This is a genomic window from Paenibacillus glucanolyticus (genome assembly GCF_037333485.1).
Classification (GTDB): Bacteria; Bacillota; Bacilli; order Paenibacillales; family Paenibacillaceae; genus Paenibacillus_AQ; species Paenibacillus_AQ glucanolyticus.
Genome location: NZ_CP147845.1, coordinates 4819275 through 4831945, shown reverse-complemented (window position 1 = coordinate 4831945; position 12671 = coordinate 4819275). Strand labels below are relative to the sequence as shown.

Here is a 12671-nt window from a genome sequence, read left to right as displayed (position 1 = left end):
TAGGTGCACCATTGGCTTATGGCGGGAGAGGCGGAGGAGAAATGAAAGAGAATTCATGGATCGAGCGTGATTACCTGTTCCTTGGCGTTATGGGGGATCCCATCGGCCACTCGAAATCGCCGGCCATGCATAATGCGGCCATAACCGCACTGGGGTTATCGGGCGCCTATGTGCCGCTTCATGTACGTCCGGAAGGATTAGGGGAAGCGATCCAGGCTGTGAAAGCGTTGGGGTTTCGTGGCGTAAACGTTACGATCCCCCACAAGGTGGAGGTTATGAAGTATCTGGATGTCGTTGATGAAGGGGCGCGGCAGATCGGCGCCGTCAATACCATCGTCAATGACAACGGCACCCTAAAGGGTTACAATACGGATGGCATCGGATATGTTCGTTCATTGAAGGATGAAGCGTGTCCCGACCTCAAAGGGAAGCGCATTGTTGTCCTTGGAGCCGGAGGCGCTGCCCGGGGTATCATTTATGCCCTTATCGGCGAAAAGCCCGAGACGATATCGATCGTGAACCGGACAGCCGCCAAAGCGCTGGCGCTGGCTGAGGAATGGAGCTCGCTTGCCGACTTGAGGGGATACGGTGAAGATTATGCCGAAGAGGCATTGCTTACAGCGGATGTCATTATCAACACAACCTCTGTAGGCATGTTTCCCCGGATTTCGGAGATTCCTATCCCTCAAGGGCACATCCCGGAAGGGATCGTGGTCAGCGATCTGATCTATAACCCGCTGAAGACGGAGCTTCTCCGGCAAGGTGAGTTGCGGCAATGCACCGTGCATGGCGGACTTGGGATGTTTATCAACCAGGGCGCGTATGCACTGGAGTATTGGACGGGATTGACGGCACCTGTGCAGGCCATGAAGGAAGCGGTTCTGAGCAGCTTTCAAGCCTGAACCGGTGTATCTTGTTTATTGATTAATGGTGAAGCAAAAGCTACAATATAGCTTTCGACAATCCGTTGGATTTAATAATTGAATATTTAAGGAGTAATGACCAAGCATGTTAACAGGAAAGCAAAAACGACATTTACGTTCCCTTGCGCACCATCTGGATCCGCTGTTCCAGGTAGGCAAGGGAGGAAGCAACGAGCATCTGATCCGCCATATTTCCGAGGCGATTGAGAAGCGTGAGCTGCTGAAAGTATCCGTATTGAACAACTGCCTTGAAGATCCTCGGGAAATCGCGCAGGAACTTGCCGAGGGAGCCAAAGCGGAATTGGTGCAGGTCATCGGCAAAACGATCGTGCTCTATAAAGAATCCAAAGATTACAAGACCATCGAACTGCCATAAGGGAGCACGTTGCTCCTTGTAAGGCAGTAGAATAACTCTCTATAAGGGGAGGCGATCCGGATGAAGGTAGGGATAATGGGTGGAACCTTTGATCCCATTCATATCGGGCATATGCTGGCAGCTGAAGCTGCACGGGATACTTATGACCTGGATGAGGTATGGTTCATGCCGAGTCATATCCCCCCGCACAAGGAAGATGCCGGCGTAACCGGACTCATGCGGCTGGAAATGACGGCCGAGGCTGTAGCCGACCATCCGTCCTTTCGTACATTGGACTGGGAAGTGCAACGCGGCGGAGTTTCCTACACCGTCGACACCGTCAGAGAGCTGCGGGATACGTATCCCGAGCATGAATTTTCGTTCATTATCGGAGCGGATATGGTGGCATACCTTCCCAAGTGGAACCGCATTGAGGAACTGGCGGAAATGCTCATCTTTATCGGGCTCAACCGTCCCGAGACCAAGCTGTCCGTGGATGAGCTGCCGGAATTTCTGCGTCAGGTGGTGGTCACGGCGGAGATGCCGCTGATCGAAATATCCTCCACCCTGATTCGGGATAGAGCGGCATCGGGCTTGTCCATCCGTTATATGGTACCGGACCGTGTTTATGATTATATTGTTAGGAGCGGTATATATGCTGTACAGCCGTGAGAAACTGATTGACGCTGTATCCTCCCAGATGCCGGCCAAACGCTGGGAGCACACGCAGGGCGTAATGGAAACCGCCGTCATCCTGGCCGGCCGGTTTGGAGCCGACCCGGTTAAGGCGGAGCTGGCAGCCATCCTGCATGATGTTGCAAAATATTGGCCTGTGCAGAGGCTTCACCAGATGATGGTGGATCATAAACTCTCCGAAGAGCTGCTCCATTACGACAAGCAGCTCTGGCACGCTGAGGTCGGTGCTTTTGTAGCGCAGCAGGAGTATGGGGTGACGGATGCCCAGGTGCTTGACGCAATTCGTTACCATACGTCAGGACGCATAGGAATGACGCTGCTGGACAAGGTGGTCTGCCTTGCGGATTACATGGAACCGGGACGGGATTTTCCCGGGGTGAATAATATTCGCGAACTGGCCAACCATAGCCTTGAAGAGGCGCTTGCCGCCGGTTTTGATTCCACGATCGGACACCTGCTATCACGCAGACAAATTATTTATCCGTTGACGGTATTAGCCCGCAACGATCTAATTAAGCAATTGGAGGCGAATTCATGACGTTGAAACCGAATGAGTTGTTAAATGTGGCAGTTGCCGCCGCAGAAGATAAAAAGGCAATGGATCTCGTTGTTCTGGATCTCAGAGGGATTTCGCTAATCGCAGACTATTTTGTCATCTGTCACGGTAACTCGGATACCCAGGTGCAAGCGATAGCAACCGAAATCCGCAAACGGGCCCATGATGAAGGCGTAGCTCTTCGCGGACTGGAAGGAATGGACGCAGCCCGCTGGGTATTGATGGATCTTGGAGATGTTATCGTGCATATTTTCCACCGCGATGAGCGCGAGTATTACAATATCGAGCGTCTGTGGTCGGATGCTAAAGTGGTGGAGAACGTATGAGTTTAATTGCCGGCACATTGACGGAGCTGGTTGTATCCAGAGAAGTTTCTCCTTACGGTTATTTTCTGGATGGCGGCGATCGGGATGTGCTTCTTCACTATTCGGAGCTCACGGGCAAGATTGAACCGGGGGACACGGTAGAGGTATTTATTTTCTTTGATACGGAAGATCGCTTGGCTGCAACGATGAAGAAACCTTATCTGACACTGGGTGAAACCGCGAAGCTGCAGGTGGCGGATGTTCATCCCCGTCTTGGGTGTTTTCTTGAGATGGGGCTTGGCAGACAATTGCTGCTTCCAATCCGGGAGTTGCCTGAGATGCGGGAACTGCATCCGGTCGTGGGAGACTATGTGTTTGTCATTATGGAGCATGACAAGCAAGGGCGTCTTCGGGCGAAGCTTGCCGGCGAGCAGGAGCTGGCTCCGCTTTCGTTCCATGCGCCTGATTCATGGAAGGGCGAATGGTTCACAGCCCTCGTCTATAAACCGCTCCAGATGGGCACATTTGTCATCATTGACGGAGGCGTGGTCGGCTTTGGTGCAATCGGCATGATCCATTCCTCCGAACGGACACGCATGCTGCGCCTTGGCGAAGAGGTCAAAGTCCGGGTAAGTCATATTCGGGAAGATGGAAGGGTCAACCTGTCCATGGTTCCGCAAAAAGAGATCGGCCGGACAGATGATGCCGACCGGCTCCTTGCTTTTCTGAAGGAGCGCCCGGGCCATGCGATGCCGTATTCGGATGATACACCGCCCGATATCATCAAGCAGCGATTTGGCATAAGCAAATCCGCTTTCAAACGTGCGCTTGGCAAACTGATGAAGGACGGGCTCGTTACCCAGAAGGACAGCTGGACGTATATGGTCAATAAAGAAGAGAATACCGATTCTAAGTAACAACCCGGATCATAGGGGAAGCTTCTAGGAAAGTGGTGTCATCATGTTGTCTTACCGCAAGTTTGCTTACGTATATGATCAACTCATGGAAGACATGCCTTATCCGGATTGGATCCGCTTTGCGAGAACAGCCTGGGATAAACACGGAATGCCAAAAAGCGTTGCGGAGCTCGGGTGCGGAACTGGCAGTATCACCATCCCGCTGGTTAACTCCGGATTTGAGGTAACAGGTATTGATCTGTCAGCGGACATGCTGTCCGTTGCCAGACGCAAGCTCGAGGGAACACCGCAGGGGCACCGTTTATTTCGGGAGGGCAGCGTCCGCTGGGTACAGCAGGATATGCGCTCCTGGGAACTGCCAGAGCAGGTGGATTCTGTCATTTCATTTTGTGATTGTGTGAACTACCTGCTGGAGGAGAAGGACATACGCTCCGCTTTTGCACGGACTTACAGCGGTCTTAAGGAAGGCGGCACATTCCTGTTTGATGTGCATCACCCCAATACGCTGATTCGTTATGACGAAGAGCAGCCATTCGTTCTGGATGAACGGGAAGTGTCCTATATCTGGACATGCGACCTGGATGAACGTCGTTGTGAGATTGAACATCATCTTTCCATTTTTGCCAGGGACGATCAGGATCCTTCGGTTTACCGCCGCTTTGAGGAGACTCATGTCCAGCGCGGATACGACCCGGAATGGATGAGAGTTGAACTGGTGAAGGCCGGATTTCGGGATGTGAAATGTTATGCCGACTTTGAGTGGATTGAAGCAGGGCAGGATGCATCCCGGCTGTTCTACGTTGCCGTAAAATAATGAATACTTATGATAAGGAAGGCACTCTTACCGTCTGTTCCAGGACGGCAGGGGTGCTTTTTTGCGTTAAGGACGGTTGATTGTATTCAAAGACACTTCTTTTCCGCTTTGTTTGACTGTGGTTAAGGTTCGGATACAGGGATATGGGTTTGCCTCCTGGACTGTGCTACGATGTTGGAGAGAGAGAAAAGACAGAAATGAGAGCGCTATCTGCAAGGTTGGTTCTATGAATCTATGACGCTCTGAATGATAAGAAATGAGTCCAACGATGATCAAATGTTGCTCATGCAAATTCACAGGTCTGAAGAGAGGATGACGGAATAATGAAACTGTCTGTTTTTACAGTCGCAACACCTGATTTGCAGCCTGAGGCGCTGGCTAAATCAGCGGCTGATGCCGGTATTGAGGGCATTGAATGGCGCTTCAAGGAAGTTCCAGCCGATGCCGCAGAGGAGAAGCCTTCCTTCTGGCGTCATAATCGATGCTCAATAGATCCGGGAGGCACGGAGGAGGATTGGCTTAGATTCCGCCAAGCTGCCGACAAGTTTGGACGGCGCAGTCTTGCGGTGGTCCCCTATCTGACCTGTGGTGATGTGGAAGCAACGGAAAAGGTCATGCAGGCAGCCAAGCTGATCGGAGCTTCATTTATTCGCGTGGGTATTCCGGGATATGACCGAAAGCACAACTACAATGAACTGTACGATCAAGCGGTACGGTATTTACACGAGGTTCAGGACTTGGCAGCGGCTTATCAAGTCAAGGCATTGGTGGAGACACATCATCTGACGATTGCGCCGAGTGCGGGACTAACGCACCGTCTTGTATCCCACTTCAATCCACAGCATATTGGGGTGCTGTATGATCCGGGCAATATGGTCCATGAAGGGTATGAGAATTACCGAATGGGCCTGGAACTGCTGGGTCCCTATCTGGCTCATGTCCATGTTAAGAATGCAGGATACCGCAAGACTCCATCAGAGGATGGAAGCACGGCAGTCTGGTCTGGAGAATGGGTTTCTCTTGCCCAGGGAGCCGTTCCGTGGGTGCAAGTGATACAGGATTTGCATTCGGTGGGCTACGATGGTTATTTCGGGATTGAAGACTTTAGCGGTACGTATGAGTCTACGGAGATGCTGCTCCGTTTTGCCGAGCAGATGAAGGTGTGGGCAGATCATAAACAGCGCGTGTAGACATTCATTCACAAGGGAGGTAAGAAATATGGATCAAGTAAGAGTAGCCGTCATTGGACTCGGCATGGGATTCTCGCATGCCAGAACGCTTGCAGCAGGCCGGATTGCCGGAGGGAAACTCAGCGCTATATGTGACCTCAACCCGGCTAAGCAGGAAGAGGCGAAGGCAACACTGCCCTCGGATGTGAAAATCTGGAATGATGCGGATGCTTTAATAGCTTCGGGAGAGATCGATGCGGTGATCATTGCCACGCCGCATTATGCACATCCACAAGTGGCGATAAAATGCCTCAGTCATGGACTCCACGTCCTGATCGAGAAGCCGGCGGGCGTCTATACCAAGCAGGTTCGGGAAATGAACCTTGCCGCTGCGAGCAGTGGCAAAGTCTTTTCGATTATGTATAACCAGCGCTGTAATCCGCTGTATAAGAAGCTTCGGGAGCTGATTGCAGACGGCGAGCTTGGTGAGATCCGGCGGATGAACTGGATCGTAACCAATTGGTACCGATCCCAAAGCTATTATGATTCCGGCGGTTGGCGTGCAACCTGGGGCGGTGAAGGTGGAGGCGTGCTGATCAACCAGTCTCCGCATCAGCTGGATTTGTGGCAGTGGACGACCGGAATGATGCCGAAGAGGATTCGTGCCTTTTGTTCGTTTGGCAAATACCGCAATATTGAAGTGGAAGACGATGTGACGGCTTATGCTGAATATGAGAATGGTGCAACGGCAGTTTTTATCACCACAACGGGCGAAGCGCCTGGAACGAACCGGTACGAAGTGACGGGGGACCGTGGAAAAATCGTCATTGAGGACGGAAAGCTTACCTTCTGGCGCCTTCGCGTTCCGGAACCCGAATTCAATCAGCAGTATACCGGAGGTTTTGGAGAACCGGAATGCTGGAAATGCGATGTGCCGATCTCGGGTGATAATCCTCAGCACAGCGGTATTATTCAAAATTTTATGGATGCCATTCGTCAAGGCACGCCGCTGATTGCGCCGGGCGAAGAGGGGATCCACGGATTGACGCTGTCAAACGCGATGCATCTGTCCACCTGGACCGATCATTGGGTGGATCTGCCCTTGGACGAAGATTTGTATTATGAGCTGCTGCAGGAACGCATTGCCCAATCTTCCAGCCAGAAGACCGTCAGAGAGGTTGGACCGGTTGATATGAGCAAAACGTTCGGAACCTATTAATGAACCGTCAGGAGGCAATCGGTATGGATCGCAGTAATGGAATGCTCTATGCGCCGGTTGGCAAAGCCCAGCCGGTGTGCAAGCCCGGGGATTTTGTCTTTGCCGCCATGTCGCTGGAGCACGGACATATATACGGCATGTGTAACGGATTAATTGAAGCGGGGGCAACTTTAAAATGGGTGTATGATTCAGACCCCGCCAAGGTAGCGGCTTTTCTCGAGACCTATCCCGGCGTAACCGCCGCTTCCTCCGAGGCACAGGTGCTCGAGGATGCGGAAGTTCATCTTGTAGCGGCTGCCGCCATTCCATCGGAGAGATGTGAGCTTGGTTTGAAGGTTATGTCACACGGCAAGGATTATTTTACCGATAAGACGCCGTTCACCACCCTGGAGCAGGTAAGCGCGGCACGTGCAAAGGCGGCAGAGACAGGCAGGAAGTATATGGTTTATTACAGTGAACGGCTGCATGTGGAGAGTGCGGTCCACGCGGGTCGGCTGATACAGGACGGCGTGATCGGCCGCGTGGTGCAGGTGATGGGAACAGGACCGCACCGCTTAAATGCTCCATCCCGTCCGGACTGGTTTTTCCGCCATCAGCAGTATGGCGGCATATTGTGCGATATCGGGTCTCACCAGATTGAGCAGTTTTTGTTTTTTGCAGGCTGCCGCGATGCCAAGGTGCTCAGCAGCAAGGTGGGCAATTATGCGAATCCGGCCTACCCGGAGCTGGAGGATTTCGGAGATGCGACACTTCTCGGAGACAATGGGGCCACGAATTATTTCCGTGTCGATTGGCTGACGCCTGGGGGCCTTGGTACCTGGGGCGACGGAAGAACCGTTATTTTGGGAACGGACGGATATATCGAACTTCGTAAATACATTGATATTGCCAGACATCCACAAGGCGATCATCTGTATTTGGTTAACGGCGAAGGGGAGTTTCATATGGAGCTGCAGGGCAAGGTAGGCTATCCGTTTTTCGGAGAGCTGATCCTGGATTGTCTGGAACGGACCGAGTTTGCCATGTCCCAGGAGCACGCCTTCAAGGCCGGCGAATTATGCGTGATTGCTCAGAATGAAGCCGTGCGCATTCAAGAAAATCATATATAATAGAGAAAAACTCCGCGATGTTCAGGGGTTCTACAACCCCAGGCCGCTAAAGGGGCGATTCTCTTATGTCCTCGTCATCATCCAAAGGGCTGCCAAGCTTTGAGTGGATGCAGCTGAAAGAGCCAATAGATCTGAGCTATTATAATGAACAGCCCCTTATCAGCGGGCAATTCCATTCCCACGCCTTTTATGAAATCTATTATTTTCACGAGGGATGCTGCACCTATCTAATCGGTGACTCTGTCTTTGCGCTGAAGCCGGGGGATCTGCTGCTGATGAATGGTTTGACGCTTCATTGTCCGAGTGTGGAACCCGATTCCAGATACGTAAGAAGCATTCTGCATTTTGACCCGGCCTGGGTGTGCAAGGGGCTGTCGGAATCGGCCAAGACGATCCTGCTGGATCCCTTCGATACGCTCCGGAATCATCGTATGACCCTAACCGGGACCAATCGGGAAGAGTTCGAGGCCCTGCTGGCCGATATTCATCGCCTGTCAGCGTCCACGACCCACTACCGCCAGGAACGCATGACCTTGCGCATCCAGGAGCTGATGTACGTCATTGCAGGCTGGTGTCAGGCCGCTGTACAGGGTCAGGACTCGATCTCAGAGAAGGAGCGGCATGTCCAGCATGTGGTATCGTTTGTCGAGGAAAATTATATGCACGATCTGACGCTGGAGAGAATCGCCCGCGATATGCATATTACCAAGCATTATCTATCCTCCTTATTCAAGGAGGTGACGGGAACAACGGTGTTTAAATATTTGTATCACCGGCGGATCAACCAGGCTAAAATTTTACTGCGGCTTCACCCTTATCTGAGCATAACGGAGGTCAGCCAGGCATCCGGGTTTAAGCATCTGGCTCATTTCAGCCGGATGTTCAAATCAATGGTCGGAACGACACCGGAGCATTACCGCAGGAGCGGAGATGAACTTTCGTTGACTTGATCGTACATTTTGGGTATAATAGCCACATTAAAATGGTAATATGAAAGCGATGATGAGGATTAGTACTTCCGCATTCGATCATGCAGAGAGCCGGTGTTTGGTGAAAACCGGTTGACGATAGGAATGAACTCGCCTCGGAGCAATGATGTTAACCCGGCCGCTGAATGGCTATTTCAGCAACTGGCCGATGAAGCATTGTCGTCTCATCCGCGATAAGGATGCAAAGGGAGTGAAAGGCAAAGTATGCCTTTGGCTAACTAGGGTGGTACCACGGGAATCAAACCTCTCGTCCCTAGCGATCAACGCTATGGATGATGAGGTTTTTTTGTTTTTGGACAATGGCATCAGGCCTTGTCTCTCGAATGTGAAGGAGGAGCATTGAAGTATGACGGACAATCAGACAACCGGCCACGGCTATATCCCGCAGGCCATCGAACCGAAGTGGCAGCAGTACTGGGACGAGAAAAAAACGTTTAAAACCGAAGAGGCATCATCCAAACCGAAGTTTTACGCACTGGATATGTTCCCATATCCATCCGGCGTAGGCCTGCATGTAGGGCATCCGGAAGGATACACGGCAACAGATATCGTGTCCCGTTACAAACGGATGCGAGGTTACAATGTGCTGCATCCCATGGGATGGGATGCTTTCGGACTCCCTGCAGAACAGTATGCGATGGACACAGGCAAGCATCCCCGCGAGTTCACCGTGCAAAATATCGATACGTTCCGGCGCCAGATCAAATCCCTCGGATTCTCGTATGACTGGGACCGGGAGATCAGCACCACCGATCCGGAATATTTCAAATGGACCCAGTGGATCTTTATCCAGCTCTATAACCGCGGCTTGGCTTATGTGGCTGAAGTGCCGGTTAACTGGTGCGAAGCACTCGGTACCGTGCTGGCGAACGAAGAGGTCATCGATGGCAAGAGTGAGCGCGGAGGACATCCGGTCGTTCGCAAGCCGATGCGTCAATGGATTCTGCGTATTACCGAATATGCAGAACGCCTGCTTGAGGATCTGGATGAGCTGGACTGGAGCGAAAGCCTGAAGGATATGCAGCGCAATTGGATTGGCAAATCCACGGGTGCCGAGGTTCGTTTTGACATCGAGGGTTACGATGGCCATCTGGAGGTATTTACAACCCGCCCGGATACACTGTTCGGCGCTACCTACTGTGTGCTGGCACCGGAGCATGACCTCGTGGACAAAATTACGTCAGCGGATCAGCGCGAAGCGGTCAAGGCTTATCAAGTTCAGGCTTCCCGTAAAAGTGATCTGGAGCGGACGGATTTGGCAAAAGACAAAACCGGTGTCTTTACCGGAGCATACGCCATTAATCCGGTGAGCGGCGCTAAAGTGCCGATCTGGATTGCGGACTATGTGCTGGCAGGTTACGGAACAGGAGCCATTATGGCGGTTCCGGGTCACGACAGCCGTGACTGGGAATTTGCCAAACAGTTTGGTCTTCCGATTATTGAAGTCGTTCAGGGTGGAAATGTTGAAGAGGAAGCCTACACCGGCAGTGGCGAGCATGTGAATTCCGGTTTCCTGAACGGGCTGGATAATGAAGCGGCTATTCAAGCGATGAATGAATGGCTGGAAAAAGAGGGAAAGGGTCAGAAGAAGGTAACTTACCGTCTGCGTGACTGGCTGTTCAGCCGTCAGCGCTATTGGGGCGAGCCGATTCCGATCCTGCATCTGGAAGACGGAACGATGAAGACCGTGCCGGAGGATCAGCTTCCGCTGCTTCTCCCAGATGTCGATCAGATCAAGCCGTCCGGTACCGGTGAATCACCGCTGGCTAACGTTACGGAGTGGGTGGAAACGGTAGATCCTGAAACCGGCATGAAAGCCCGCCGCGAGACCAATACGATGCCGCAATGGGCAGGCAGCTGCTGGTATTATCTGCGTTACATCGATCCTGACAACCATGATGAATTGTGCTCCAAGGAGAAGCAGAAGGAGTGGCTTCCGGTTGACTTGTACATCGGTGGCGTGGAGCATGCCGTGCTTCACTTGCTGTATGCGCGCTTCTGGCACAAAGTATTGTATGACCTGGGTGTTGTTGATACGAAGGAGCCATTCCAGAAGCTTGTCAATCAGGGCATGATTCTTGGCAACAATAATGAAAAAATGAGTAAATCCCGTGGCAATGTCATCAATCCGGATGACATCGTTAACGAGTATGGAGCCGATACGCTGCGCGTATACGAGATGTTCATGGGGCCGCTGGAAGCGACCAAGCCATGGAACACTAACGGCGTTGAGGGAACGCATCGCTTCCTCTCCCGTGTATGGCGCCTGTTCATCGGTGACGACGGTCAATTGAATCCTAGAATCGTTGAGGGCGAGGGTACGGACGAATTCAAACGTACGCTGCACAAAACGATCAAGAAAGTGACCGATGATTTCGAGCATCTGCGCTTTAACACAGCAATCAGCCAGCTGATGATATTCATCAACGAGGGATACAAGACGGATGAGCTTCCACGGAAGGCCATGAAGAGCTTCGTTCAACTGCTTTCCCCGCTTGCGCCTCACCTGGCTGAAGAGCTGTGGAGCCGTTTAGGCTACAGCGAGAGTGTAACCTATGAGCCATGGCCTGATTTTGACGAGGCTTGGACCGTAGAGGCAGAAGTTGAGATTGTTGTTCAAGTCAACGGCAAAATCGTAGAACGTGCCAAAATCGCGAAAGACATGGATCAAGAAGCCATGCAACAACATAGCCTCTCCCTTCCGAATGTCAAGCAGGCGCTGGAAGGAAAGAGTGTACGCAAAATCATTGCCGTACCGGGTAAACTGGTCAATATCGTGGCCGGTTAATCGTAAAACCGAAGGCAGCATCCAGTTTTGCCAGATCCTCCTCATATTTGTCGTGTGTGGTCTGGATCAATTGGTAGAACAGTCCGTTCAGGTTTGACTCAAGCAGTGTCAAAGCCTGGGCGGTGATGCCTCCGGGAACCGCCACCCGCTCTTGCAGCTGCTCGGGGGAGAAGCCCTCCTCCGTTAGCAGCTTGCCGGTGCCAAGCAGCATTTCACCGGCTAATGCATTGAGGGTCTTACGGTCGATACCGGTCATTTCAACGGCAGCGTCGATCCATTTTTCCATGAATAAACTTAAAAAAGCAGGCCCGCAGCTGGAGAAATCGGAAGTGATTCGCGTGTGCGATTCCAGTATCTCGAGCGGCCTGCTGATATAAGACAGGAGGCTTTCTATAAGCTGCCTGTCTTCTTCTTTTATTCGGGAACCATACATACATAACGATGCTCCGCCTCCGGTAATGTTGGTGATGCTCGGTATGATTTTCGCCACCTTGCATGGCAGCGTTGATTCCAAATGGATCAGTTGCACCGGACTCGTGATGGATATCGCGATTTGCCGGGCTTCCAGCTGATCTTTGATCTCGCTGATGACCGTTTTAAACTCCAGCGGCTTGACACATAAGAAGAACAGGTCGCTCTGTGAAGCTGTCTCTGTGTTAGAGCTGCATACAGTCAAACCGGGATGTTGCTTTGCCAGCTTCTGCGCCTTTTCAGGACTTCGGTTGCTGACTCGAATCTGCTCAGGCAGGAGTGCGCCCGATTGAATGAAGGCTTCGATCAACAGACTTCCCATGCTGCCCGTACCGATAAAACCGACCTTCATGTGTACGT

The 12671-nt window shown here is 52.0% G+C and carries 13 protein-coding genes and 1 other annotated feature; of the genes, 12 read left to right on the top strand and 1 reads right to left on the bottom strand.

Annotated elements, in window-relative coordinates:
* The first annotated feature begins 41 nt into the window (after positions 1-41).
* From WDY75_RS22765 to leuS, 12 genes are all read left to right on the top strand, one after another.
* Entirely contained in the window at positions 42-902 is an 861-nt protein-coding gene (locus WDY75_RS22765; RefSeq protein ID WP_063478924.1) for a shikimate dehydrogenase, read from the top strand.
* 106 nt (positions 903-1008) lie between these two features.
* Positions 1009-1299 (top strand): ribosome assembly RNA-binding protein YhbY, encoded by a 291-nt coding sequence (yhbY, locus tag WDY75_RS22760; RefSeq protein ID WP_006208978.1) that lies wholly within the window; start codon positions 1009-1011, stop codon positions 1297-1299.
* Between the two features lie 60 nt (positions 1300-1359).
* On the top strand, positions 1360-1950 hold the full coding sequence (locus WDY75_RS22755; protein WP_063478925.1) for a nicotinate-nucleotide adenylyltransferase: 591 nt from the start codon (positions 1360-1362) through the stop codon (positions 1948-1950).
* Positions 1934-2512 (top strand): bis(5'-nucleosyl)-tetraphosphatase (symmetrical) YqeK, encoded by a 579-nt coding sequence (yqeK, locus tag WDY75_RS22750; protein ID WP_006208980.1) that lies wholly within the window; start codon positions 1934-1936, stop codon positions 2510-2512. The genes WDY75_RS22755 and yqeK overlap by 17 nt, the downstream gene beginning before the upstream one ends.
* Positions 2509-2856, top strand: coding sequence for a ribosome silencing factor (rsfS, locus tag WDY75_RS22745; protein WP_006208981.1), 348 nt, complete (start codon positions 2509-2511; stop codon positions 2854-2856). Before yqeK ends, rsfS begins: the two co-directional genes overlap by 4 nt.
* Positions 2853-3752 (top strand): S1 RNA-binding domain-containing protein, encoded by a 900-nt coding sequence (locus tag WDY75_RS22740; protein ID WP_036644512.1) that lies wholly within the window; start codon positions 2853-2855, stop codon positions 3750-3752. Before rsfS ends, WDY75_RS22740 begins: the two co-directional genes overlap by 4 nt.
* Positions 3753-3795: 43 nt before the next feature.
* Positions 3796-4566 carry a class I SAM-dependent DNA methyltransferase gene (locus WDY75_RS22735; RefSeq protein WP_006208983.1) on the top strand — a complete coding sequence of 257 codons (771 nt, stop codon included), beginning with the start codon at positions 3796-3798 and terminating at the stop codon, positions 4564-4566.
* Between the two features lie 323 nt (positions 4567-4889).
* Positions 4890-5756: a sugar phosphate isomerase/epimerase family protein gene (locus WDY75_RS22730; RefSeq protein WP_006208984.1), complete on the top strand. Its 867-nt coding sequence runs from the start codon at positions 4890-4892 to the stop codon at positions 5754-5756.
* A gap of 28 nt (positions 5757-5784) precedes the next feature.
* Positions 5785-6954, top strand: coding sequence for a Gfo/Idh/MocA family protein (locus WDY75_RS22725; protein WP_063478926.1), 1170 nt, complete (start codon positions 5785-5787; stop codon positions 6952-6954).
* Positions 6955-6977: 23 nt separating this feature from the next.
* Positions 6978-8063 carry a Gfo/Idh/MocA family protein gene (locus tag WDY75_RS22720; protein WP_063478927.1) on the top strand — a complete coding sequence of 362 codons (1086 nt, stop codon included), beginning with the start codon at positions 6978-6980 and terminating at the stop codon, positions 8061-8063.
* Positions 8064-8128: 65 nt separating this feature from the next.
* Positions 8129-9013 (top strand): AraC family transcriptional regulator, encoded by an 885-nt coding sequence (locus tag WDY75_RS22715; RefSeq protein WP_006208987.1) that lies wholly within the window; start codon positions 8129-8131, stop codon positions 9011-9013.
* 40 nt (positions 9014-9053) lie between these two features.
* Positions 9054-9310 (top strand) — a binding site (T-box leader).
* 88 nt (positions 9311-9398) lie between these two features.
* Positions 9399-11840 (top strand): leucine--tRNA ligase, encoded by a 2442-nt coding sequence (gene leuS, locus WDY75_RS22710; RefSeq protein ID WP_063478928.1) that lies wholly within the window; start codon positions 9399-9401, stop codon positions 11838-11840.
* On the opposite strand, the gene comER is transcribed toward leuS, so the two are convergent.
* Positions 11821-12663 (bottom strand): late competence protein ComER, encoded by an 843-nt coding sequence (gene comER, locus WDY75_RS22705; protein ID WP_063478929.1) that lies wholly within the window; start codon positions 12661-12663, stop codon positions 11821-11823. The two genes, leuS and comER, sit on opposite strands and share 20 nt — an antisense overlap.
* Between the last annotated feature and the right edge of the window lie 8 nt (positions 12664-12671).